Source organism: Henriciella marina (assembly GCF_027213945.1).
Lineage (GTDB): Bacteria > Pseudomonadota > Alphaproteobacteria > Caulobacterales > Hyphomonadaceae > Henriciella > Henriciella marina_A.
Genome location: NZ_JAPWGW010000002.1, coordinates 1 through 24,305, shown reverse-complemented (window position 1 = coordinate 24,305; position 24,305 = coordinate 1). Strand labels below are relative to the sequence as shown.

At 58.4% G+C, this 24,305-nt stretch carries 24 protein-coding genes; 19 read left to right on the top strand and 5 right to left on the bottom strand.

The genetic code is table 11. The features are described from left to right. Positions 1-45: 45 nt before the first annotated feature. The gene (locus O4G74_RS06565; RefSeq protein WP_119377988.1) at positions 46-306 is read right to left on the bottom strand and encodes a succinate dehydrogenase assembly factor 2; all 261 of its coding nucleotides are present in this window, start codon (positions 304-306) and stop codon (positions 46-48) included. 111 nt (positions 307-417) lie between these two features. On the opposite strand from O4G74_RS06565, the gene recG reads away from it, so the two are divergent. After that, entirely contained in the window at positions 418-2,484 is a 2,067-nt protein-coding gene (gene recG / locus O4G74_RS06560; RefSeq protein WP_269401845.1) for an ATP-dependent DNA helicase RecG, read from the top strand. On the opposite strand, the gene O4G74_RS06555 is transcribed toward recG, so the two are convergent. Then, positions 2,434-3,027, bottom strand: a complete 594-nt coding sequence (locus O4G74_RS06555) for a DUF502 domain-containing protein (RefSeq protein WP_269401844.1) — start codon at positions 3,025-3,027, stop codon at positions 2,434-2,436. The genes recG and O4G74_RS06555 overlap by 51 nt on opposite strands. A 227-nt stretch (positions 3,028-3,254) precedes the next feature. On the opposite strand from O4G74_RS06555, the gene O4G74_RS06550 reads away from it, so the two are divergent. Genes O4G74_RS06550 through O4G74_RS06540 form a run of 3 tightly spaced genes read left to right on the top strand, consistent with a single transcriptional unit; the run spans position 3,255 to position 5,543 of the window. Then, the gene (locus O4G74_RS06550; protein ID WP_269401843.1) at positions 3,255-4,262 is read left to right on the top strand and encodes a phosphotransferase family protein; all 1,008 of its coding nucleotides are present in this window, start codon (positions 3,255-3,257) and stop codon (positions 4,260-4,262) included. Next, complete coding sequence (locus O4G74_RS06545) at positions 4,255-4,632, top strand: DUF6285 domain-containing protein (RefSeq protein WP_269401842.1); 378 nt, start codon at positions 4,255-4,257, stop codon at positions 4,630-4,632. Before O4G74_RS06550 ends, O4G74_RS06545 begins: the two co-directional genes overlap by 8 nt. Positions 4,633-4,634: 2 nt before the next feature. Next, positions 4,635-5,543, top strand: a complete 909-nt coding sequence (locus tag O4G74_RS06540) for a hypothetical protein (RefSeq protein ID WP_269401841.1) — start codon at positions 4,635-4,637, stop codon at positions 5,541-5,543. Here the strand turns inward: O4G74_RS06540 and rfaE2 are convergent. Continuing rightward, positions 5,540-6,991 carry a D-glycero-beta-D-manno-heptose 1-phosphate adenylyltransferase gene (gene rfaE2, locus O4G74_RS06535; RefSeq protein ID WP_269401840.1) on the bottom strand — a complete coding sequence of 484 codons (1,452 nt, stop codon included), beginning with the start codon at positions 6,989-6,991 and terminating at the stop codon, positions 5,540-5,542. The two genes, O4G74_RS06540 and rfaE2, sit on opposite strands and share 4 nt — an antisense overlap. A 181-nt stretch (positions 6,992-7,172) precedes the next feature. Here rfaE2 and O4G74_RS06530 point away from each other — a divergent pair, with 181 nt between their 5' ends. From O4G74_RS06530 to O4G74_RS06515, 4 genes are read left to right on the top strand one after another with little or no spacing between them, the layout of a single operon-like run. Then, entirely contained in the window at positions 7,173-8,603 is a 1,431-nt protein-coding gene (locus O4G74_RS06530; RefSeq protein WP_269401839.1) for a cryptochrome/photolyase family protein, read from the top strand. Positions 8,604-8,605: 2 nt separating this feature from the next. Further along, positions 8,606-9,937, top strand: a complete 1,332-nt coding sequence (locus O4G74_RS06525; RefSeq protein ID WP_269401838.1) for an NAD(P)/FAD-dependent oxidoreductase — start codon at positions 8,606-8,608, stop codon at positions 9,935-9,937. Further along, positions 9,934-10,737, top strand: a complete 804-nt coding sequence (locus O4G74_RS06520) for a DUF1365 domain-containing protein (protein WP_269401837.1) — start codon at positions 9,934-9,936, stop codon at positions 10,735-10,737. Before O4G74_RS06525 ends, O4G74_RS06520 begins: the two co-directional genes overlap by 4 nt. After that, on the top strand, positions 10,734-11,966 hold the full coding sequence (locus O4G74_RS06515) for an SAM-dependent methyltransferase (protein ID WP_269401836.1): 1,233 nt from the start codon (positions 10,734-10,736) through the stop codon (positions 11,964-11,966). The genes O4G74_RS06520 and O4G74_RS06515 overlap by 4 nt, the downstream gene beginning before the upstream one ends. A 48-nt stretch (positions 11,967-12,014) precedes the next feature. Here O4G74_RS06515 and O4G74_RS06510 read toward each other — a convergent pair whose 3' ends face one another. Continuing rightward, entirely contained in the window at positions 12,015-12,722 is a 708-nt protein-coding gene (locus O4G74_RS06510) for a DUF6134 family protein (RefSeq protein ID WP_269401835.1), read from the bottom strand. Beyond that, positions 12,719-13,243 carry a cupin domain-containing protein gene (locus tag O4G74_RS06505; RefSeq protein WP_269401834.1) on the bottom strand — a complete coding sequence of 175 codons (525 nt, stop codon included), beginning with the start codon at positions 13,241-13,243 and terminating at the stop codon, positions 12,719-12,721. Before O4G74_RS06505 ends, O4G74_RS06510 begins: the two co-directional genes overlap by 4 nt. Before the next feature lie 127 nt (positions 13,244-13,370). On the opposite strand from O4G74_RS06505, the gene O4G74_RS06500 reads away from it, so the two are divergent. From O4G74_RS06500 to O4G74_RS06450, 11 genes are all read left to right on the top strand, one after another. Beyond that, positions 13,371-14,375, top strand: a complete 1,005-nt coding sequence (locus tag O4G74_RS06500; protein WP_269401833.1) for a cysteine synthase A — start codon at positions 13,371-13,373, stop codon at positions 14,373-14,375. Next, complete coding sequence (locus O4G74_RS06495) at positions 14,375-15,226, top strand: sulfurtransferase (protein ID WP_269401832.1); 852 nt, start codon at positions 14,375-14,377, stop codon at positions 15,224-15,226. The genes O4G74_RS06500 and O4G74_RS06495 overlap by 1 nt, the downstream gene beginning before the upstream one ends. After that, positions 15,223-16,383, top strand: coding sequence for a cystathionine beta-lyase (gene metC / locus O4G74_RS06490; RefSeq protein ID WP_269401831.1), 1,161 nt, complete (start codon positions 15,223-15,225; stop codon positions 16,381-16,383). The genes O4G74_RS06495 and metC overlap by 4 nt, the downstream gene beginning before the upstream one ends. A 145-nt stretch (positions 16,384-16,528) precedes the next feature. Continuing rightward, positions 16,529-16,663, top strand: coding sequence for a hypothetical protein (locus O4G74_RS06485; protein ID WP_269401830.1), 135 nt, complete (start codon positions 16,529-16,531; stop codon positions 16,661-16,663). A gap of 98 nt (positions 16,664-16,761) precedes the next feature. Beyond that, positions 16,762-17,949: a type III PLP-dependent enzyme gene (locus O4G74_RS06480; RefSeq protein ID WP_269401829.1), complete on the top strand. Its 1,188-nt coding sequence runs from the start codon at positions 16,762-16,764 to the stop codon at positions 17,947-17,949. Positions 17,950-18,065: 116 nt separating this feature from the next. Then, a complete protein-coding gene (locus O4G74_RS06475; protein WP_269401828.1) occupies positions 18,066-19,097 on the top strand; it encodes a 1,9-bis(guanidino)-5-aza-nonane synthase in 1,032 nt (343 codons plus the stop codon). Positions 19,098-19,200: 103 nt separating this feature from the next. Next, positions 19,201-20,016, top strand: coding sequence for a crotonase/enoyl-CoA hydratase family protein (locus O4G74_RS06470; protein ID WP_269401827.1), 816 nt, complete (start codon positions 19,201-19,203; stop codon positions 20,014-20,016). A 423-nt stretch (positions 20,017-20,439) separates the two neighbouring features. Further along, on the top strand, positions 20,440-20,826 hold the full coding sequence (locus O4G74_RS06465; RefSeq protein ID WP_269401826.1) for a hypothetical protein: 387 nt from the start codon (positions 20,440-20,442) through the stop codon (positions 20,824-20,826). A gap of 58 nt (positions 20,827-20,884) precedes the next feature. After that, complete coding sequence (locus tag O4G74_RS06460; RefSeq protein WP_269401825.1) at positions 20,885-22,738, top strand: copper resistance system multicopper oxidase; 1,854 nt, start codon at positions 20,885-20,887, stop codon at positions 22,736-22,738. Next, positions 22,735-23,538: a copper resistance protein B gene (locus O4G74_RS06455; protein ID WP_034813580.1), complete on the top strand. Its 804-nt coding sequence runs from the start codon at positions 22,735-22,737 to the stop codon at positions 23,536-23,538. Before O4G74_RS06460 ends, O4G74_RS06455 begins: the two co-directional genes overlap by 4 nt. 9 nt (positions 23,539-23,547) lie before the next feature. Beyond that, positions 23,548-24,305: DUF2231 domain-containing protein (locus O4G74_RS06450; protein ID WP_269401824.1), on the top strand; the 758-nt coding region annotated here is incomplete at its 3' end.

Here is a 24,305-nt window from a genome sequence, read left to right as displayed (position 1 = left end):
CTGGCGGGATAGACAGGAGCGCGCCTTCAGCGCGTTCGCCGTTTTCTAGAGAGCGCGCGCGTCGTATCTAAAGCCGAGCAGCTGGTCCAGCACAGGGCCTGCATAATTTGGCGGGACCGGCTTGTTGCCGATGATCCAGGCATAGACTTCCCAGTCCGGCGTTGCGAGCAGACGCTCGAACTCGTCCAGATCTGTCTCGGACATGGCGTCGATTTTCTGCTGGGCGAACTGACCCATGATCAGGTCCATTTCCCGGAAGCCGCGACGCGAGGCACGGAACTGGAGTTTGCGTTTACGTTCTTCCACGAGAGATACCTCTGTTTGAGCGTGAAACCGTCACATAGGTGCAGCTTTACCGATTGCCCAGCGACCTCTTCAATTGAAGCCTGCGACGCTTTCGATATTGTCAGCCTGCTCATGCGTGATGAACGACTCTTTCCCCTGTTCCAGCCCGTCGACAAGCTCCCGGGGATTGGTCCCAAGTTGAAGCCAGTTTTCGAGCGGCTGGTCGACGGTGAAACGGTATGGGACCTGCTATTGCACCTGCCGGAAAAATGGCTCGACCGACGGGTTCGTGACAGTTTTCAGGACCTGATAGCGGGCGAAGTGTCCACGGTTCGCGGCGAGGTGATGTCGTACAAGGCGCCGTATTCCGACCGGGCGCCTCACCGCATCCAGTTATTCGATGGCAGCGGCTTCCTGACGCTGACTTATTTTCGCGCTGACCCGCGCTGGCTTCAGGGCCAGTTTCCAATCGGCAAGGAACGGATCGTGTCCGGCCTTGTCAGTGAGTTTCAGGGTGAACGGCAGATGTCGCACCCGGACCATGTCGTGGATCCGGCACGAGGTGAACCGCCGCCGCCTGTCGAGCCAATCTATCGGCTGACGGCAGGCCTCACGAACAAGCGGGTTCACTCGGCGATGATCGCCGCCCTAGATCTTGTTCCTGAGGATCTGCCGGAATGGCTCGGGAGCGATCTGGTCGCCGCGCAGCGATGGCCTGGCTTCAAAGCAGCGCTGGCAGGTCTGCATACGCCTCATGCCTACGACCCGGATGCGTTCGAACTTGCACGTCGCCGTCTCTCCTATGACGAAGCATTGGCGCGCGAAATCGTATTTGCCTTTGCCCGGGAAAGTCGGACGCGGCGAACCGCACCGCCACTGGAAGGTCCGAATGTTACGCTGAACGCACTCTCAGCGCGCCTGCCTTATAAGCTGACGTCCGCGCAAAGGCGCGCAGTCCGCGAAATTGCCGATGATGTCGCGAGACCCCATCCCATGCGGCGGATGCTGCAAGGCGACGTCGGTGCCGGTAAGACGCTAGTCGCGGTCATGGCGGCACTGAAGGCTGTTTCATCTGGATATCAGGCAGCCTTCATGGCACCGACCGAAGTGCTTGCACGTCAGCAGTTCGAGACGGTTGCTGGCCTGCTCGCGCCCTTAGGGCATGAAGTAGCAATCCTCACAGGCCGAGAGAAAGGCCCCAAGCGCGAATCAACGCTGATGGGGCTCGCAGATGGCAGCATTCATGTTGCTGTCGGTACGCAGGCACTTTTTCAGGAAAGCGTGCTCTTCCAGAAACTGGGTCTGATCGTCGTGGATGAGCAGCACCGATTCGGTGTTGCGGACCGTATGCGGCTCATCGAAAAGGCATCGGCGCCGCATATGCTGGTGATGAGCGCGACGCCTATTCCCAGGACGCTTGCGCAGGCGGTTCATGGTGACCTCGATATTTCGATTCTTGATGAGAAACCGGCCGGGCGTCAGCCTATCGAGACGCGGGCTATTCCCGACACGCGCATTGGAGATGTGGTCGAAGCCATCGGGCGGGCCATCGACAGGGGGGAGCGCGTCTTCTGGGTCTGTCCGCGTGTCGATTCGGATGAGGACGATAGTTCCGCCGTTGCCCGCGCCGCCGCGCTAGAGGACTGGCTGGGGCAGAAGGTGGGACTCGTCCATGGCCGGCTTCGCGGTGACCAGAAGGATGAGGCGCTTGAGGCATTCCGGCGCGGTGACACGAAAGTGCTTGTTGCAACGACGGTGATCGAGGTCGGCGTCGATGTGCCCGATGCCACGGTCATGGTGATAGAGCGCGCCGAAGGCTTCGGCCTGGCGCAGCTGCACCAGCTTCGCGGGCGCGTTGGGCGCGGCGACCGGAAATCCTACTGCATCCTGCTGTATCGCCCGCCCCTTGGCGAAATCGCGCACAAGCGGCTGGAAACGCTTCGCGAGACTGAGGATGGTTTTGCGATTGCTGAGGCTGACTTCAAGCTTCGCGGACCCGGTGATGTGTTGGGCGTTCGCCAGTCCGGCGCCGTCGATTACCGTATTGTCGATCTGCAAGCCGACGCTGACCTGATCGAGATTGCCCGCAAGGATGCGCGTTATGCCATCGAAACCGATCCCGGCCTTACGAGTGACCGGGGCCGGGCTTTAAGCGTCCTCAGAGAGCTTCTCAGTCCCCTCGTCCGTCAGCGGGAGTGAACGCTGTTCGGGCGCTTCGTCGCCATGCTCGGGCACGACGAGACCAGCCGACAGGATCATCTTGGCACCGTCCTCGATCGACATGTTCATCTCAATGCACTCCGATTCGCGAACATAGATGAGAAAGCCGGATGTCGGGTTCGGGGTTGTCGGCACGAAAACACCGACGAAATCATCGCCCAGCCTATGTGCGATCTCACCCTTCGCGTTGGATGATACGAAGCCGATGCACCAAGAACCGACCTTTGGGTACTCAACCAACACCACGCGGTCATAGGAGGCCTGCTGGTTGTTGGTGAGGACTTCGATAAGCTGTTTGAAAGCTGCATAGACATTGCGAACGATTGGCACGCTGGACAGAAGCCGGTCTGCCCCCCGCACGATTGAGCGGCCAAGCAGATTTGTCGTGACCGCGCCCAGTATCGTGAGCGCCACAATCATCACGATCACGCCAAAGCCGGGTATCGCGATATTCGTATAGGTTTCTGGCTGGATGATCGGCGGCAGCAGGGGTTTGACCCTGTTGTCGATGAAATTGATCAAAAATTGCAGGACGAAAAAAGTAATCGCAATCGGGGCGGCTATGACTATGCCTGCAAGGAATCTGCCCCGCAGCCATGCCCACAGACTGGGCCGTTTGGGCTCGGGTGCCATCAATCCATGGTCAGAGTGACCGGATTTGTCCGCCATAAAAGCGCTCCTGAAAAGTGGTCTGGGTTTACGTTGAGTATGGCTTGGAGATCATATGATTTCCGTTAATTGTGGCCAAGATGAGTGAGAAACAAGAATTCGATAGCAGGCTGCAGGCGGTCCTTAGACGCGTGTATGGCGAGCAGATAGCCCTGGCCTCTGCAAACAGGCTGTCAGGTGGCGCAAGTCAGGAGACCTGGCTGCTTACGCTCAACGGTACCGGGGCGCCGGAAACGCTGATTCTGCGCCGTGCTCCTGAGGGGATGGAAGCGACCGATGATTCGCGCGCCATCGGCCTGCCGAATGAGGCACGGCTTATCCGCAAGGCAGCGGCCGCGGGTGTGGCCGTCCCTGAAGTTGTCCATGTTCTGGAACCGGATGAAGGTGTCGGCGAAGGCTTCATCATGTCTCGTGTTGAAGGTGAGACAATTGCCCGCCGCATCCTGCGCAATGACGAGTACGCCAAGGCGAGGGAGAACCTGCCCGCGCAGTGTGGACGTGCGCTGGCGGGGATTCACCGCATCGACGGGTCTGACGTTCCTCGTATTCGCAAGAGTACCGGCCTCGCCCAGGTCGAGCAGTATGAGCAGACCTATCAGGAAATCGGTGTCTGTCGGCCGATCTTTGACCTGGCGATTGTCTGGCTGAAGGAAAATGCCCCAAAGCCACTCGAGCCGATGCTTGTGCATGGCGACTTCCGGCTCGGCAATATCATGGTGGACGAACAGGGCCTCGCAGCGGTGCTGGACTGGGAGCTCGCCCATTATGGCGATCCGCGCGAGGATATTGGCTGGATGTGCACCAATTCGTGGCGCTTCGGCCAATCTGAGAAACGCCTTGGCGGTTTTGGCGATGTTGAGCCTTTGCTGGACGCTTATGCCGCTGCGGGCGGGGCTGAGTTCACGCCGCGCGATATCGATTGGTGGGACATGCTGGGCAGCATGAAATGGGGCATCATGTGCATGGGGATGTACGAGACGTTCCGCTCCGGCGCTGATGCCAGTGTTGAGCGCGCCGCCATTGGCCGCCGCGTTTCCGAGACAGAAATGGACCTTGTGAACCTTCTGGAGGGCCAGCGATATGCATGATCAACCAAGCGTTAGTGAGCTTGTCCAGGCGGTGAAGAATTTCGTCGACCATTCAGCGATGCCGGAACTGAAAGGCCGGGCAGCCTTCCATGCGCGCGTCGCCTCCAACGTACTGGCCACGATCCTTCGGGATCTGGACGCCCGCGACGCGAATGACGCAGCCGAGTATGAGCGTCTGAAGGCGTTACTGCCTGATAGTGATGGCAAAAGCCGACAGGCTCTCAATGAGGAGCTTCAAGTCAGAATCCGATCTGGTGAGCTGACGATTGAGTCAGCGGCGCTGATGGAACACCTCAAAAAGACCGCAATTGCGCAGTTGAAAGTCGATCAACCGAAATACTCCGGACTGGCAACAGCTATAGAGGATTGAATATGCGCCCTATCCTGATCGCGCTTGGCATTGTCGCTGCGCTGGCTGTTGGTTGGGTAGCGTTCAAGGATAGTGTCTACGCATCCTGGCTTGGTCAGGGGGAGCGAGAAGCGGCAGAGCCTGATTATGGGCTGCAAGAAGACTGGCTTCAGCGGCCGGCAAAGACCCCGCCGGGTGGATGGGCGAGCCCGTGGGGCGTCGATGTCATCATACTGGCGCCGTTTCCAACAACGCCGCAGCCTGCAGGCCTGCTTCCGGCATCCAGCGATGTCATCCGGAGCGATTTTGAAGACTTCATGGATGACGCCGGACTCGCATCGGATCTGGGTGCGGTCGTCTATGCACCTTCCTATCGTGCGCCTTCGCCTGCTTCGAGGAAGCGCATGCGCGGTGAGGCGAGCGCGCTGGCGGCTGGCGATGTCGCCGCCGCAGTGTCTCGTTATGCGTCCGCCGACAACCGCAAGCGCGGAGTGCTGATTGTGGCCGCACCTGGCACTGAGGCGCTTCTTGAAGCGGCCCTAAGCGCCCTGCCCGATGATGAAGATTTCCGTCAGCGGTTTGGCGGCGTAATGATGCCAGCAAATATCGACGTTGCCGAATGGGTCGAGCTGGCCGGCCCCTGTAGCGATGCTGTGGATGCTTGCGTCGTTTCAACAGGTCTCACTGCCAGTAAACCTGTCAGGCGTTTCTTCCTGCCAAGCCTTCCGCGTCCACGCCTGGTCTATAGCGCTGACGGCACCCTCGCCGACTCGATCAATGCGCGAGCGGAAACACTGTCCGTATGGCTAGAAGAAAACCTGCCCAAACCAGCAGAGCCTTTTGACACCTGGGCTGCAGAGGAAGTGGTTGATGTCGCTCCTATCCGACGCCCGAATTCGGAACGCGATATTTCAGGCGAGCGCGGCAACTAGCTGCGCGAGCGCTCGATAATGTTCGTCGTCGACCGGCCTTCCAGCAGCGGAACAATGACCACTTCACCGCCGCGGGCCCTGACCGTGTCGGCGCCCACGATCTCGTCGGCTTTATAGTCTCCCCCTTTGACCAGAACATCTGGCTGCAGGGCTTCGATCAGTTCAGCGGGCGTATCTTCATCGAAGCTCGTAACAGCATCGACGCCTGCGATGCCTGAAAGCAGCTCGGCGCGGTCCTGCTCCGTGTTTACCGGGCGGCTTTCGCCTTTGAGGCGCTTGACCGAGGCGTCGGTATTGATCGCGACGATCAGGCGGTCGCATTGAGCCCGGGCCTGACGCAAAACCCTCAGATGGCCGGGATGTAGAATGTCGAAGCACCCATTGGTAAATCCGACGCGTAGTCCAGATGCCCGCCAGCGCGTTGCAAGTTCAGCGGCATCTGTGCGGGGCAACAATCCTGCCGATTGCGGTGCCTCACCTGCTGGAAGCGCGCGCTGAAGTTCCGCCACGCTGACAGTTGCTGTGCCGACTTTTCCAACGACGATGCCGGAGGCTGCAATAGCGAGCGCAACCGCGTCGTTGAGCTCTGCACCTGCGGCGATGGCCGCTGCGAGCGCCGCCATGCTGGTATCCCCAGCGCCTGAGACGTCGAAGACCTGCCGGGCCTCTCCCTTCATGTGGAAGGTTTTTGTCCCCTCATACCAGGACATGCCCTTTCCCGCGCGGGTCACGACAAGCCTGGTGCCAGGCAGGCTATCGGCCAAGGTGCCAAGTGCGGTCTCGACATCGCTATCGCTTGCGGTGGGCAGACCACTGGCAGCCGCAAGCTCACTCGCATTCGGCTTGATCAGGTCTGCACCTGTGTAGATGCTGAAATCCTTCGATTTCGGGTCGACTAGAACGGGTATGCCATTGTCCCGGGCAGCGTTGATACAAGCGCCGAAAACAATCGGATTGACCGCACCCTTCGCATAATCCGACACAATGATCAGTGCAGCCGTTCTTGCGGCGTCTGTGACCAGTTTACCGATTTTTGATGAGGCATCAGCAAGGTCTGGGCGATCGTCTTCGGTATCGACGCGTAGCAATTGCTGTGTGCCAGCTATGAAGCGTGTCTTTATCACCGTCGGCGTACTGCCCGTGCGGACAAGCTGACAGCTGATCAGCGGATCGACTTCGAGAAGCTCAGTAAGATGCGTGCCGGCATCATCATCACCGATACAGCCAATCATAATGGTGTGCAGGCCAAGGGCGCTGAGGTTGCGGGCCACGTTGCCTGCGCCGCCGGGCACTTCTGTTGAATGCGATTTGCGCAGAACCGGGACGGGTGCTTCCGGCGAGACCCTGCCAACGCTGCCATAGACATACCGGTCCAGCATCAAGTCACCAACGCAGATGATCTGCTTGCCGTGCGCCTTGTCCAGAAGGTCAGATATTTGTTGTCTCAAGCCGCAACTCCCCGTGCCAGCCTTTGTTTTCGGTCGCGCCACGCCTGACTAAACAAATATTTCCTTTGGCGCCAGACACCTACAATGTGGACAAGATTGATCCGAGCCACAGTTTGCCGCGTAGACGCCTACGACATTGCGCACACAGGAGAAAAAGCTGGGACAGGAAAACCCAACCTCAGTGATCGTCTGGTTCAGGAACGATCTTCGACTTGCAGACCATGCAGCCCTCGCTGCCGCAGTAGAAGCGGATGCGAAAATCTTCCCGGTCTACATACTCGAGGAGACGGTCGCCGGGAGACGTGAGCTTGGCGGCGCCTCGAAATGGTGGCTGGACAAGTCTCTTAAGTCTCTTCGCTCTGCAATTTCGCAGCGCGGTGGCAAGCTTATCTGCCGGAAGGGAGATGCTGAGAAGATTCTGCGTGATGTTGTCAGTGAGACAGGTGCTGACGCGGTTTTCTGGGGGCGCAGATACACCCAGCCAGAAATGGACCGTGACGCCGATATCAAGAAAGCGCTTCAGGATGATGGCATTGAGGCCAAAAGCTTCAACACATGCCTTCTGACTGAGCCGTGGTCCTACCAGACGAAGTCCGGCGGTTATTACAAGGTTTTTACCCCCTATTGGCGGGCGGTCCGCAGCAGTTTCGAAGCGCCGGACCCGATGCAGGCGCCAGAGACATTTGCCGGTGTCGGGATCGACGGCGATGAGATTGAGAGCTGGGAGCTGCATCCAAGCAAGCCGGACTGGTCGAAGGGGTTCGACGAAATGTGGACCCCGGGTGAGGAAGGCGCGCAGGTGCGATTGCAGGACTTCCTCGATGGTCCAATCCGCGAATATGAAGAGATGCGCAACCGTCCGGATGAGGATGGCACGTCCGGGCTTTCTCCGCACCTGCATCATGGCGAGATCAGTCCGGCGACGGTCTGGCGGGCCGTCATGGGTCGTATCAATCGCGGCTTGAAAGAGGAAGAAAGCGCCTGGTCATTCCTCTCCGAGATCGTCTGGCGTGAATTTTCCTACGTTCTGATTTATCATCACCCGAAGATGGGACGGGAAAATTACGATAGCAAATTCAATGGAATGGAGTGGAGATCCAGTAAAAAGGATCTTGAGCTCTGGCAGAAGGGGCAGACAGGCTACCCTATCGTGGATGCTGGAATGAGGCAGCTTTGGACGACCGGCTGGATGCACAATCGCGTTCGCATGATCGTTGCCTCGCTACTGACCAAGCACCTGCTGTTGAACTGGACTGAAGGTGAAGACTGGTTCTGGGATACGCTTGTCGATGCTGATCCTGCCTCCAATGCCGCCGGTTGGCAGTGGACGGCCGGGTCTGGCGCGGACGCGTCGCCCTACTTCCGGGTCTTCAATCCTATCACGCAGGGGCAGAAGTTTGACCAGACCGGTGCGTATGTCCGCAAATGGTGCCCGGAGCTCAAAAAACTGCCCAACAAACATCTTCATGCACCCTGGGAAGCGGGAAGCGACGTACTGAAGAAAGCGGGTGTCGAGTTGGGAAAAACTTATCCGCGACCGATTATCGAACACAAGCAGGGCCGCCAGCGTGCTCTGGAAGCCTGGGAAACGCTCAAGGGAAAGCAGGACTGAGCATGAAGAAAATAGCTGTCATTGGCTCAGGAATTACCGGTCTGGGTGCCGCCTATGCGTTGAAAGATAACGCTGACGTCACCGTCTTCGAGGCGCGTGAGCGCGCGGGTGGGCATGCCCATACACGGACAATCGACTATGACGGGCAAGAGCTGAACGTCGACGTCGGCTTCATCGTTTATAATGGCCGCAACTATCCCAATCTCACTGGATTTTTCGATGCGCTGGGCGTAGTGACAGAGCAAAGCGATATGAGCTTTGCCGTGTCCAATGAGGACGGGTTCGAGTGGGCCTCGACCGTCAAGGGCATGTTCGCGCGGAAGCGGAACCTGCTGCGCCCGCGGTTTCATAAATTCTGGCGGACGATCCTCAAATTCAACGACATCGCCCGCGAGGAACTCGCGGCCGGTCGAATCGGCAATGAGACGCTGGGAGTCTGGCTGAACCAGAAAGGGTTCAGCGAGGACTTCAAGCAGAATTACATTCTTCCGATGGGCGGCGCGATCTGGTCGACGCCCCCTTCGGAAATGATGGACTATCCGGCGCTGAGCTTCTTTCGCTTCTTTGAAAACCACCATCTGATGCATGCTGAGCGCCCGAAATGGCGCACGGTGACTGGTGGGTCCAAGCAATATGTCGACAAGGCAGCGGAGGTGCTCGGGTCCCGCTTGCGCCTCGGCGCGCCGGTAAAACAGGTCAGCCCCTTCGGTCAGCATGTACGCGTCACAACCGAGGATGGTCGTGAGCAGTTGTTTGACGATGTCATTCTAGCCGTTCATTCCGATACGGCGCGGCAGATGCTGGTCCCCGCCTATGAGGATCAACGCTTCCTGCTGAACTCCGTCGGCTATCGACCGAACCGAATATTCCTTCATCGGGACCCGGCTTACATGCCGGATCGTAAAGCCGCTTGGGCCAGCTGGAACGTCATTCAGAGGTATTCAGACGGCGAGAACATCTGCCTTACCTACTGGATGAACCGGCTGCAGAACCTGCCAAACGAGCGCCCATTGTTTGTGACGCTGAACCCTTCAGTGCCACCTGCGGCAGACCATATTTTCCATGAGGTGACGTTCGATCATCCGCAATTCGACGCACCGGCCGCTGCGGCCTGCCGCTCGCTGGAGCGGATTCAGGGTGACCGGGGGCTCTGGCTTGCAGGGGCGTGGCTCGGATCGGGCTTCCATGAGGATGGCCTGAAAAGCGGTCTTCGCGCGGCGCTCTCGCTTGGCGGACAGGTTCCTTGGGCCGCCGAGGGCGTCGAACTCGTCGTACCGTCAACGGAACGTGCCATATCTGCGGATGCCAAGGCAGCCGGGGCTGCGGCGCAGTGAGCGACACCGCCCCTGCACTGAAGCTGCACCATGGTGAAACGGTGCACCGGCGGTTCACGCCATTTGTGTCGGACTTCAGCTATCGCGTCTTCATGGTCGAGGTTGATGTCGACCGGCTGGAAGATGCGCGTCGTCAGTGTCGCTTATTTGGTGTCAATGAAGGCGCCCTGTTTGGCTTTCGGACAGATGAGCATGGCGCCCAAGGTGGGCAGTCATTGCGGGGTTGGGCAGAGGAGCGGCTGCTCGAGGCGGGCGTGGACGCATCTGCGCTTAAACTGAAGCTTATCTCGTTTCCCCGGCACCTGTTCTACAAGTTTGCGCCCATCTCGGTCTGGATTGCGGAGGATGAGGATGCCGGCCCTGCCGGCGTTATCTACGAAGTGCGCAATACTTTCGGTGAGCGCCACGTTTACGTAGCAGCGGCTGAAGGCGGATGGAGCCGGCATGCTGCAGACAAGGTCTTTCATGTTTCGCCCTTCTTCGATGTTTCCGGAAAATATGAGTTTTCGCTTCAGCGAGACGAAACGACACTTCGCCTTGGGGTGAGCACGGTCTCCGAGGGCGGCGTCAATCATATGGCGACCCTGTCAACGAAAGCGGCGCCCGCCACAGACGGCTCCTTGATCCGGAAAGCGGTCCTCATGCCGCTTTCGACACTTGGCGTCACTCTGGCCATCCATTGGGAAGCCTTGAAGCTTTGGCTGAAGGGCGCAAACTATCATTCAAAACCGCATCAGGCGCAGCGGAGGGTGTCAGTTGCGACCGCCTCGGGCAGCGCTTTGGAGGACACGCATCAATGAACCAGCAATCAGCCGATATTCGCGCGACGGTTTCGTCGCTGAGACAGCTATCCGGAGTACCTGCTGGGTTCAGGTTAGCTGGGCTTTTCCTTTTGCGAACAGAAAATGGTTCGCTTCGCTTCAATCTCCCTGACGGCCGCTCGGTCCTTTTCGATCAAGGCAAGCCTGGGCCGCGTGCCGTCGTTGACGTTCACGAGTTCGGCTTTGCGAAGCGCGCACTCGCGGGCGGAGATATTGGTTTTGCCGAGAGCTATATGGATGGCGAATGGTCAACGCCGGACCTGACCGCGGTGCTGGAATACTTCTCCGAGAATTTTGAGGCAGCCGGCAAGCTCGCGGTTGGCGGATCGATGGTGAAGGCCATCAATAAGATGCGTCACTTCTTTAACCGTAACAGCCGCGCCGGCGCGCGCCGCAATATCATGGCGCATTATGACCTCGGCAACGACTTCTACTCTGCCTGGCTGGACGAAACGATGACCTATTCGTCTGCCCTCTACGATAAGCCAAACCTTTCATTGGAGCAGGCGCAGACAGCAAAGTATAAAGGCATCGTGGACCAGCTGGCCGCCGGACCTGACAGCCATTTACTTGAGATTGGCTGCGGTTGGGGCGGGTTTGCCGAGTACGCCGCGAAGGCGCGTGGCTCGAAGGTAACTTGTCTGACCATTTCGGAAGCGCAGCGAGATTATGCGGCCGCCCGTATGCAGCGTGAAGGCCTATCGGACCGTGTGGAAATTCGACTGGAAGACTATCGCGACCATCAGGGTAAATATGACGGCGTTGCTTCCATAGAAATGTTCGAGGCGGTCGGAGAGGCGTACTGGCCAAGCTATTTTGAGAAGGTGCGCGAAAGTCTCAATGAGGACGCAAAGGCGGCGTTGCAGATTATCACCATCGATGATCGGCTGTTCAGGCGCTATCGCAAGCGTACCGATTTCATCCAGCGATATATCTTTCCTGGCGGGATGTTGCCGAGTGAGAAGGCACTGCGTGATTCACTAGCCGACGCAGGTCTTCGTTTCGACGCCGTGCACTATTTCGGACAGGATTATGCACGCACGCTAAAGCTTTGGGCCGAGCGTTTTGAAGAGGCTTGGGACAGGATCCAGACCTTTGGTTTTGATGAGCGTTTTCGCAGGCTTTGGCGCTTCTATCTTAGCTATTGTGAAGCTGGGTTCGGCAATGGCCGGATCAATGTTGGTCAGTTCCAGCTGTCGCGAGCATAAAAAGGGCGGGCCATGCGGCCCGCCTAAAGTCCTTGGTTCTGCTCGTGCCTAGTAAAGCTGCGTCAGCACGTAATCGATCTGTTGGCCACGCGCTTCAAATCCAAGCTTAACCCAGCGAGACTGATCGTCGTACCAGAGGTCCACGGTGAGATCGGACTGAAGGCGGTAATGAGTGGCCTCAACCTCTTCTCCGCCAATAGTCAGCGTGTCGCGGCCTATTTTCTCCACATTGGTGTCAAGCAGCTCGCCGGTTTCAGTTGACAGTATCTGACGGCTGAAGGCCTGCTGAATGTTCCAGTGGCTCGACGGGATGATTCCCAAGGGCGCATTACCCGAATAGGCTGAACCTTCGATCGCGAGGTTATCGCCGTTGACGCCAGCTTCCACGAATTCGTCATCGCCATCGTCATTGGTCCGACCTTTTAAGGCAACAAGCTTGCCATTCTTCCACGTTTCGGTCGCGTCGAGTTCGTACTTGAAAACCGTAATGGGGCCGAGACCTGCCTTGAGTTCGACGTCAGAACGCGCGGTAAAGCTGTCATTGGACTCGACATCAAAGGTGACTTTGTGAGTCCCGAACTCCTTGCCCTTGCGCAGAACGTTGAAGACGATCTGATCGCCGTCTTCGGGTTGCCAGGCCGTCGGAGCTTCTTGCGAGACAGGTGTGCTGATGGTGCCTGTTTCAGCCGTATCTGCGAATGATGGCGCAGCGCTGAATGCGGTGGCGAGTGCGAATGTGCTGAGCGTCGTTTTCACGTAAATCTCCAGAATGGCGTATCAGCTCTAGCAACGAAGCAGGTGCAGGCCTTGTTCCCCGCTGCGGCGGGTCGGTGACGCTCTCCCGGTGTCGCCAGAACAAGATCTCCGGCGCCGAAGGTATCGCGGCCATCTTCCAGTTGTCCTTCCAGGACAATCATGGCCTCGAGGGCGCTATGGCCATGGGCGAAGACCCGGTCACCCGACTGCAGGCGCATCAGCGACCCACTATTTTCTGGAAGCTTGCAGAATTGGGCCCCCGAAAGGCCTTTGCGCCACGAAACCTCGTGATAATCGGTGTTTATGATTTCGATCGCGATATCTTCCATGCGAAAGAGTGCTTCCAGATGATCTTCGCGCGCTGGTTTGATGTTGTCCCGAACCGCTTCCCAAGTGCGCGCTACTTCATCTCCCTCTTCGGTCATAAGACGGTGAAGCGTTGCTGCGAGACTCATGCTGGCCGACAAATTGCCGGTCGCATAATCTAGCATGAAGGCGTGATAGGTATCGGGGTTGGACATTCGTGTGCGCTCAAACAGATTAGATTCGAAATGTGTACGCGCAGAAAGCTGGACTGGATCAGCCGGTCCCGGTGTTGTCACTGCGGTGGCTGATAGCTACATCGAAACTGCAAACGGAGTAGTCTGAATGATCCTCAACTCGGTTCTCGACGCCATCGGGAATACACCCCTCATAAAGTTGCAACGTGTTTCGGAGGAAACCGGATGCACCATTCTCGGCAAGGCCGAATTCCTCAATCCGGGCCAGTCCGTGAAGGACCGCGCGGCGCTGGGCATTGTCCGCGACGCAGAGCGCTCTGGCGCGCTGAAGCCGGGCGGCACTATTGTTGAGGGTACAGCCGGCAATACGGGTATCGGCCTCGCTCTGGTGGGCAGCGCTCTTGGCTACCGCGTCGTGATCGTGATGCCGCGCACGCAAAGCCAGGAGAAAAAGCTGGCTGTGAAGTTGCTTGGTGCGGAACTGATCGAGGTGGATGCTGTCCCCTATTCCAACCCCAATCACTATGCGCGTTACTCTGGCAAGCTCGCCGAAGAACTCGCGAAGACAGAGCCGAATGGTGCGATCTGGGCGAACCAGTTCGACAACACTGCCAATCTTGAAGCGCATTACGCAACGACCGGTCCTGAAATCTGGGAACAGACTGATGGTAAGGTCGACGGATTTATCTGCGCGGTCGGCTCGGGAGGCACGCTCGCTGGCGTTGCGAAATACCTTCAGGAGCAGAGCAAGGACATAAAGATCGGTATCGCCGATCCCGGCGGCGCTGCGCTCTATGAGTATTTCAAGAATGGCGAGCTCAAGTCTGAAGGCACGTCGATTACCGAAGGTATCGGCCAGGGCCGTATCACCAAGAACATCGAAGACCTGAAAGTCGACTACGCCTATCGGTGTCAGGATGATGAAGCGCTTAATATCCTCTACGATCTGATCCTGCACGAGGGCCTTTGCCTCGGTGGTTCTGCCGGCATCAACATTGCCGGCGCTGTGCGCCTTGCAAAGGACCTTGGCCCGGGCCACACGATCGTGACGATCCTTTGTGACTACGGCAATCGCTACCAGTCCAAGCTCTACAATCCTGAATTCCTGCGCAGCAAAGACCTGCCCGTTCCGCCATGGATGGAGGAAGCCTGATGGCTGATGGATCACCGCTTGTTTCAGCGGCCTGGCTGAAAGACAATTTGAAAGCGCCCGATCTTCGTGTCGTCGATGCGAGCTGGTTCCCAAGCTGGACGGCAAGTGCCGGTGCGGGGCGCCAGTCTTATGACCGCGGGCACATTCCGGGCGCGGTCTATTTCGACATCGACGAGATCAGCGACACGGAAAGCAGCCTGCCCCACATGATGCCGGACTCGGTGAAGTTCTCATCGCGTGTGCGCAAGCTCGGCATCGGTGACGGAAACAGGGTTGTCGTTTACGATGCCAATGACTTCTTCGCGTCCGCGCGTGTCTGGTGGATGTTCCGCGTCATGGGACACAAGGATGTGTACGTGCTGAACGGCGGTCTTCGCGCCTGGGAAGCTGAGGGCGGCGAACTTGAAGACCTGCCGCCTGTGATCACCGGCGGGCGCCACTTCACGCCGCGCGTGCACTCGGAACTCATCAAGTCGCGCGAGCAGGTTGCTGCAGCGTCGGCGTCTGGGGACACACCGATTCTCGATGCCCGGCCTGCGGGACGCTTTTCCGGAACTGAGAAAGAGCCACGCCCGGATCTGCCGTCCGGTCACATTCCCGGCAGTGGGAACGTCCCGTCCGGCAAACTGGTTGGCGCGGACGGAAAGCTTGTTTCGAAGGACCAGATCGAGGCGCTTCTTGGAGATCATGCAGATCGGCCGGCTATTGCAAGCTGCGGCTCGGGCGTTTCGGCGGCAGTCATTGCGCTCGCCTTGGCCGAGATCGGTAACTGGGACGTCGCCGTCTATGACGGCTCCTGGTCGGAATGGGCCTTGCACCCAGAGAGCGAGATTGCGACCGCATCGGCATGAAACTTCCGACCCGGCTCATCCACAACCGTAAGGGCAATCCCGAGCGGCGCACTGTGAACCCACCTGTCGAGCGCGCATCGACCGTTCTACTGCCGGACCGGCAGTCGCTATACGGCGGCGGGACTGGATATGGTCGGATGGGCCTGTCGGTGCACCGGGAGCTGGAAGCGGCTCTGTGTGAGCTGGAAGGCGGCAAATATGCGCGGCTGACGCCTTCGGGCCTCAGTGCTTGCGCTGTAGCGATCGCGTCTGTTGTGGAGGCCGGCGACCACGTGCTGCTGTCAGATTCGGTGTATGGGCCCACGAGGCGCTTCTGCGAGAAACGACTGCCGACGATGGGTGTCAGTGCCGCGCGCTTCAACCCACGCGACCCTGAGGCGTTGAAGGCGGCCATCACGCCAGAGACCAGACTGATCGTGCTCGAATCGCCGGGGTCTCTCACTTTCGAGATTTCTGACACGCCGGCCATTGTCGAAATTGCGCGCAAGACCGGTATCACGACGGTGATGGACAATACCTGGGGGGCTGGCGTGTTTTATCGCCCGCTGGACCTTGGCGTCGATATCTCGCTGCAGGCGCTCACCAAATATGTCGTGGGCCATGCAGATGCGTTCGGCGGCGCGGTGGTGACGAATGACAAAAGACATGCAGCGGCGATTGAAGCACTGACAGAAGACTGGGGCATCTCGCTCGGGCCAGATGATGCCTATGCGGCTCTCCGGGGCACACGCACGCTGGGCACACGATTGAAAGCCCATGAAGCAAGCGCGCTTGAGATCGCGAACTGGCTGGAAACGCAGGATGATGTCAGCCTCATCATTCACCCTGCCCTGCCCAATCATCCCGATCACGAGATCTGGAAGCGAGACTTTTCAGGAAGTTGCGGCCTGTTCGGTTTCCTTCTGGATGCGCCGAAGGATCCCCATGTCGATGCTTTCCTGTCAGCGCTGAAACTCTTCAAGATGGGCTTCTCCTGGGGCGGTTTTGAAAGCCTGATCATCCCTTGCGATGAGCAGCTGACGCGGCTGCCGAAAGACTGGACGCAGGCTCGTCAGGGGCGGCTTGTCAGGCTCCATGCAGGTCTTGAAGACACCGCCGACCTCATCGCAGATCTGGCGCACGCATTCGCCGTCTTACATGACGTAAAAAATACTTGATCTTTGAATTGCGATTCAATATCTCGACCGCCGACACGCAAGCGAGCTACGACGGTCCCGAAAGGGCGTCAGTACGGGTGAGCCCAGATGTCTTCACTTTCATCATCGGGTGCTGAGCCCGGTAATGCTGGACGAGGATACTTGGATGGCACCGAACATGATCGCTTTGGCGGCAGCTTACAGCCGTTTTGATGTGGCCTGGGACACCGGGCTCTATAACTATTACGATAAGAAATTCGGAGATTATGCGGCTGCGGTCGCTGAACTTATAAGGCGGTAGCGGGTTCGCCCGCCGAACTGTCGTGCGCATCAGGCGTTTGTTCTGGTGCAGTCAATAAGTTCACTGGCCTTGCGCCAGCCAACATCCGATTTCTTGCCATGTTTAAATCTGGTTCTGCGCCGCTGGCGCGTCCTGCTATTCTTCCTGACACAACCACCCGCACCGGTCTTCCAGCCTTTGCGAGCGTTGGTGATGTTCTGCGCGCCTATGAGGGCGATGATGCGATCTTCGTCCTTTATCCGAAGAAGATCGCCGCCGCCGCGCGCACCTTTTTGAATGGGTTTCCCGGCAAGGTTCTCTATGCCGTGAAGGCAAACCCGCATCCGGCCGTCCTGAAGACGCTGTGGACCAGCGGTGTGCGCAACTTTGACGTTGCCTCGACCCGTGAGGTGGACCTCGTCCAGAGTGTCGTACCGGGCGCGAAGCTTTTCTTCATGCACCCTGTGAAGTCGCGTGCAGCGATCCGTCACGCCTATGAGTGCGGCGTGCGGGACTTCTCGTTTGATTCTGCTGACGAGCTTCAAAAGATGCTCGAGGTCACCGGTTATGCGAGCGACCTGACACTTCACCTGCGTGTCGCGCTGCCAAAGGGCGGCGCAGCGATGCCGCTGTCGGGCAAGTTTGGCGCAGACCGCGACCAGGCCGTCGAGCTTCTCGGCGAAGCCCGCCGACATGCGTTCAAGCTGGGCGTCACCTTCCATGTCGGTTCACAATGCCTCGAGATTAGCGATTATGACATGGCGCTGGCCTATGTCCGCTCCATCGTGGACGCATCGGGCGTTGAGATCGATTCGATCGATTGCGGTGGTGGTTTCCCGGTTCCGTATCCAGGCATGTCGCCGCGCCCGATGGGTGAGTATTTTAGCGCGATCCGTTCGTCGTTGGCAGCTCACGGCTTCGCCGGCTTGCAAGTCCTTGGCGAGCCGGGCCGTGCCCTCTGCGCGCAGGGCGGTTCAACGCTCGCCCGTGTTGAACTTCGCAAAGGTGGCGACCTCTATCTCAATGACGGTAGCTACGGCTCGCTGTTCGATGCGGCCCAGTGCGCGTGGAAGTTTCCTGTGAAGCTTCACACGGTCGAACCGCGCGACGAAGCCGAAAACGAAGCGTTCCGTTTCTTTGGTCCTACCTGCGACAGCCTTGATGTCATGAATGGCCCATTCGAGCTGCCCGACGATGTGCAGGAAGGCGACTGGGTCGAGATCTGCCATCTCGGCGCCTATGGTCAGGCGCTATCCTCGCGTTTCAATGGCTTCTACAGCGAGACGACCGTCGCCGTCATGGCGTAGTCATCCCTTCAATCTAGTCTGAGAGCGACCTTCGCCTGAAAGGGTGAGGGCCGCCTGCCTTCTGGACCCAATCACCCCACCCCGTTACAACGCCTCCCAAGTCATCGGAGACCCATATGTCTGACAATTCCAATCGTAAGGCCGAGCTGCTCAGCAAGCCGGTAGAGCATATCGACATCACCAAATTCGACGCGCGTCCTATCGTCGAGTCGATGGGCAAGATGTCATTCACCTCGCGCGACCTCGCGCGGGCGACTGATATCTTCAATATGGCGCTTGAAGACGAGGACTGCTCGACCATCCTGACACTCGCAGGCTCCACTTCGGCGGGCGGCTGTATGCACGTCTACCGCGACCTCGTGAAGGACGGCCTGATCGACTGTATCGTCGCAACCGGCGCGTCGATCATCGACATGGATTTCTTCGAAGCGCTTGGCTACAAGCACTATCAGGCGCCGGAGTCGGTCGACGACAATATCCTTCGGGATCTCTACATCGACCGTATCTATGACACGTTCATCGATGAAGAAGAGCTGCAGGCCTGCGACCACGTCATCTATGACATCGCCAACAAGCTTGAGCCACGCCCCTACTCCTCGCGTGAGTTCATCTGGGAAATGGGCAAGTGGCTGAAGGAGAATGCGGTCAAGAAGGGTTCGCTGATCGAGACCTGCTATGATCACAATGTGCCGATCTTCGTGCCGGCCTTCTCTGACTGCTCGGCAGGCTTTGGCCTCGTGAAACATCAGGTGGAAAATCCGGGCAACTACATGTCCATCGACAGCGTTGCCGATTTCCGCGAACTGACGGACGTCAAGATTGCTGCCGGTACGACGGGTCTCCTCATGGTGGGCGGCGGTGTGCCAAAGAATTTCGTCCAGGATACAGTGGTTTGCGCTGAGATCCTCGGCAAGGAATGCGAGATGCACAAATATGCCGTGCAGATCACGGTCGCTGACACGCGCGACGGCGCTTGCTCGTCCTCGACGCTGAAAGAGGCGGCGAGCTGGGGCAAGGTGCAGACCGTGTATGAGCAGATGGTATTTGCTGAAGCTGGCTCCGTTGTTCCGCTTCTGGCCTCCGCTGCCTGGCACAAGGGCGCCTGGAAGAACCGCCGCAAACGTGAGTTCGCCAAGCTCTTCCTCTAGGGCGAACCGCGACACGAATGACCATGACGCCGGGACATTACTTGTCCCGGCGTTTTTCGTTGGGCAGATTGAAGCGAGATTTCCAAGCATGAGGAGACCGCACATGTCCGACAGGATTCAGGTCACGAAGAAAGAGGGCGTCGCTGACGTCAAACTCGTTCGCACCGACAAGATGAATGCGCTGGACGATGCGATGTTCGAAGCGCTGCTGGCAACCACAGAAGAGCTGGCAAACGACAAGTCTGTCCGCTGCGTGGTTCTGTCCGGCGAAGGCCGTGCCTTCTGTGCAGGCCTGGATATGGGCAATTTCGGCAAGATGGCCGAAGGCAACAAGGAAGGCGGTTCACCCAGCGGGCGTCAGGAGCTCACGCCGCGCACACACGGCATCACGAACCGGGCACAGCAGGCTGTCTGGGGCTGGCGTGCCCTGCCCGTGCCTGTCATCGCCGCTGTGCATGGTGTCGCTTTAGGTGGCGGCTTCCAGGTCATGCTGGGCGCCGACATGCGGATCATTCATCCCGAGACCAAGCTGTCCATCATGGAGATCAAGTGGGGCCTGGTACCAGACATGGCCGGCACCGCGATCATGGGGTCGCTCTGCCGCGATGATCGCCTGCGTGAGCTGACCTATACCGGACGTATCTTCTCGGGCGCTGACGCGGCTGAATATGGCTTTGCCACCGAAGTCAGCGAGACACCGTATGAGCGCGCCATGGAGCTTGCGGTACAGATTGCCGGAAAGAACCCGGACGCCATCCGCGCGAACAAGGACATCTTCAACAATCTCCCTGACATGACGGCTGCAGAAGCCCTGCTTCAGGAATCGGTGCTGCAGGACAAACTGATCGGCAGCAAGAACCAGATCGAAGCAATTATGGCCGAGCTGCAGAAGCGCCCTGCTGTCTTTGCGGATAGCTAAGGACAAATACATTTCGTCCAAAAAGAAAGGCGACCGTTTGAGGCGGTCGCCTTTTTCTTGATCTGTTTTGCCACTTCAAACGAAGTGGCGCGAGTGACGCGCCCGGTAATCGTGCTTGAAATTAAATTAATTCAACGCACTATGGCGCTCGAAACTTCGCTTGTTGTGCAGATTGTTTGCAATTTGTAGTGCAAACTGTGGTGCAGCCCTTTCGTGTTGTCAAAGTTCGACGCTGCCTATCAGCGACATTCACATCGCTAACATGATTTGCTGGCCGTTCAAATTCGCGCTGGAGCGTAGCCATGCAACTTTTCGCTCGGGACTGACCCGCGGGTCTGGGTTGATCCTGCTCCGTTACGACAAACCTTGAGTGCTCAGAGGTTCTTTCTTGATTTAAACCCCTATGGGGTATAAGTGGTAGTCATGAACTTTGTTGTCGCAACTCTCGTGACGGTATTTTTCAGCCTGTCGCAGGTGCTCTGCGCGTGTCCCGTCGATATGTCGGCGACGAACAGCATGGCAACCGAGTTCACCGCTCATTCTCACCAGGCGCCCGCCGATGGGCCTGAGGCGCCCTGCGATGATGAGACTGATCACTGCAAGCTTCAGACAGCAACGGTCGCCCAAGCCGACAAGACGGCGAACCCGGTCCAGCACGTGTCAGGTGATACGAAGCCGATCGGGCTTGTAAAACCATCATGGCAACACGCTTGGAATATCGTCGTCAATGTCCACACGCCCTGGCTTGAGGTCCGAAATCACCTGTTCCGACAAACGCCAATCACATTAAAGGTGCGCTCCCTGAGCTGAGTTCGTGCGTCGCTGCATTAGCAGCTCGATTGCATAAATTCACCTCACGGAGACGATTATGTTGAACAGACGACATATGCTGCAGACGGTGCTCGGCACCGGCGCAGCCTGGGGGGCAAGCAGCCTCCTGCCCGCTTGGGCAAAATCTTCCAGCAACGGAAACCTTGGTGTGCCCTCACTTTCGGGCACGCGCTTCGACCTCGAAATCGGGCAGTTCCCGGTCAGGCTCAACGGCAAAGTCGGTATGGCAACCGGAATCAATGGCACACTTCCCGGTCCGCTCTTGCGGTTGCGCGAGGGCGATGACGTTACAATGAACGTCACCAACCGGCTTGCCGAAGACACTTCGATCCATTGGCACGGACTGCTTGTCCCCTTCCATATGGACGGCGTGCCGGGCGTCAGCTTCCCGGGCATCAAACCGGGCGAAACGTTCAAATATCAGTTCAAGGTGCCGCAAAATGGCACTTACTGGTATCACTCCCATTCTGGTCTGCAGGAACAACTCGGCCATTACGGTCCGATCGTCATAGACCCGGCAGGTACAGACCCAGTGGCTTATGACCGGGAATATGTTCTCGTCCTCAGCGACTGGAGTTTCACGCATCCGCACCGGATCTTCGACAAGCTCAAGAAGAATGCCGAGAGCCTGAATTTCAACCGCCCGACCCTGTCGAACCCAACCGGACTTGGCGGCATGTGGGGGCAGATGCGAATGAGCCCGCGCGATCTCGCAGACGTGACGGGCGAAACCTACACCTACCTGATCAATGGCCATTCGACGGCCGATAATTTCAATATGGTCTTCCAGCCGGGCGAGCGGGTTCGCCTGCGCATTATCAACGCCTCCGCCATGACCCTCTTTAATGTCCGCCTCCCGGGCTTGCCGATGACGGTGGTCCAGGCCGACGGTCTGAATGTCCAGCCGGTTGAGACCGACGAGTTCCAGATGGGCGTGGCCGAGACGTATGATGTCATCATCGCGCCGACCGAAGCGCGCGCCTACGCCTTTGTTGCCGAATCGATCGACCGCTCCGGCCAGGCCGTTGCCACGCTCGGCCCGCGTGCCGGTATGCGGGCCGATGCGCCTGCGCTTCGAGCCGTGCCGATGCTGACCATGCGGGACATGGGAATGGCCCATGGAGACATGGCGGGCATGTCAGGCATGGAGGGCATGGATCACAGTCCCGGCACCAGCATGGACACGGACATGTCGGATCACGCCATGAAAGGTCACGACATGGGCACCATGTCCATGCAGCCTGACCCCAACGGTGCGGCCGTCCAGCCCGTCAAGATCGAAGCAGATATAGAGCGCGGCCCCGGTGTCGCAAAAGTATCAGGCATGACGATGAGCCGCTTGGGCGAACCCGGTCTCGGGCTTGATGATGTCCCCCACCGCACGCTCACCTATAACCAGCTTCGCGCGCTCGACATGAATGAGGACCATCGCCCGCCTGGCCGCGAAATTGTCATTCATCTGACGTCGAACATGGAACGCTACATGTGGTCGTTCGACGGTGTAAAATTCTCCGAGGTAACCGAGTCAATCAAGTTCTACGAGGGTGAACGTGTTCGCCTGACGCTCGTAAACGATACAATGATGCCACACCCGATCCATTTGCACGGCATGTTTTTCGATCTCGTGAATGGCGGTGGTCATCACATGCCTCGAAAGCACACAGTAACGGTCAAGCCTGCAGACAGGGTCAGCGTCGACATCACCGCAGAACATGTCGGTGACTGGGCGTTCCACTGCCATCTGCTTTACCACATGCACGCTGGCATGATGCAGGTCGTCAGCGTCATTCCGCCAGCAGACGATACGACACCAGCTGAAAAAATGCCGGCAGGTCAGATGAATATGCCCATGGACCATCACGGCATGAACCATGGGGAGGGAAAATCATGATGAAACCGAATTTGGCAGCCCCTCTCCTCCTCGGCTTCGCGCTCTACGCGACCGGCAGCGCGTTCGCGGAAGACACAAATCAAACCCCGCCCTGGGATCAGGCCGACGCCATCTACGGCGAGGATGCAATGGCGGACGCTCGCCGGGACGTTCTTGCGGAAGGCGGAGACCAGAAGAGCTTCTACATCCTCTTCAACCAGCTCGAGGCTCAGATGTCTGACGAGGGCGACAGTTTGTACTGGAACGGACAGGCTTGGTATGGGGGCGATATCAACAAGCTCTGGTTCAAGAGCGAAGGCCGCGCCTCTCTGAATGGAGAGGGCGTGGATGATGCTGAGATCCAGGCACTCTATTCCCGCGCGGTTGCGCCTTTCTGGAATGTTCAGGCGGGCGTTCGCTACGACATCGAACCGGATAGTCTCGCGCATGGGGTCGTCGCACTGAATGGTCTGGCGCCCTACTGGTTCGAAGTCGACGCTTCCGCCTTTCTCAGTGAAAAAGGCGATGTAACGGCCCGCATCGAGGCTGAATATGAGTTGCTCCTGACCCAGCGGTTGATCTTGCAGCCTCGGATCGAAGCAAATCTTTCCGCGCAGGACATACCGGAAAGGGAAACGGGCGCGGGACTTAGCACACTCGATGCCGGCTTGCGGCTTCGTTATGAAATCAGGAGGGAGTTTGCGCCTTATGTCGGCGTCGAATGGCAAAGCGCCTTCGGTGAGACACGCGACATGATCAAAGCCGCAGGCGGTGAAGGCGACGATATCGTCTTTCTCGTGGGCCTGCGGACCTGGTATTAGGAGAACAAAATGGGCGGTTTCATAGAACCCAATATTCACCCCGTGCTGGTGCATTTTACCTATGCCCTCGGCACATCTGCAGCCCTGGCATATGTGGCTGGCCTCCTCGTACCTGCAGGCCGCTGGCGCGACAGCCTTCGACCGGCCGCCGACTGGATGCTGGCATTGGCTGCCTTGGCGGTTCTGGCCACCATCGCGGCCGGGTTTCAGGCCTATTACAGCGTTGCTCACGATGCGCCGTCCCATGAAGCGATGACAACCCATCGCAACTGGGCTGTTCCCACGGGCCTCGCATTACTGGCCCTCGCCGGTTGGCGCTGGCTGAGAAGGGCCTCGTCGCCCGGCCCGGTATTTGCGATCAGTGCCCTGGCGGTGGCAGGTCTTTTGACGGTTACAGCGTGGTGGGGAGGCACAATTGTCTACAAGTACGGACTTGGCGTGCAGACCCTTCCTGAAGCCAGCGGGCCAGGCCACGATCATGATCATGGCGGCGGAGCCGGTCATGGCGACCAAGGCACCGTAAATTCAACAGACGATCATCAAGACGCTCACGGAGCGCCTCCATCCGACACGATGGATGGATCATCGGCGAGCGGCGATGGACATGATCACGACCATACCGACGGTGCAGCTGATCGAGAAATGTCAGGCACGGTCCCCGCCGGACACGACAACTCCGACGGCCATCACGACACCAAACCGGTCTCGACTGATGAACAGGCGATCCTGGATATCATGGCCGCGATCGAAACCGGTTGGGAGACCGG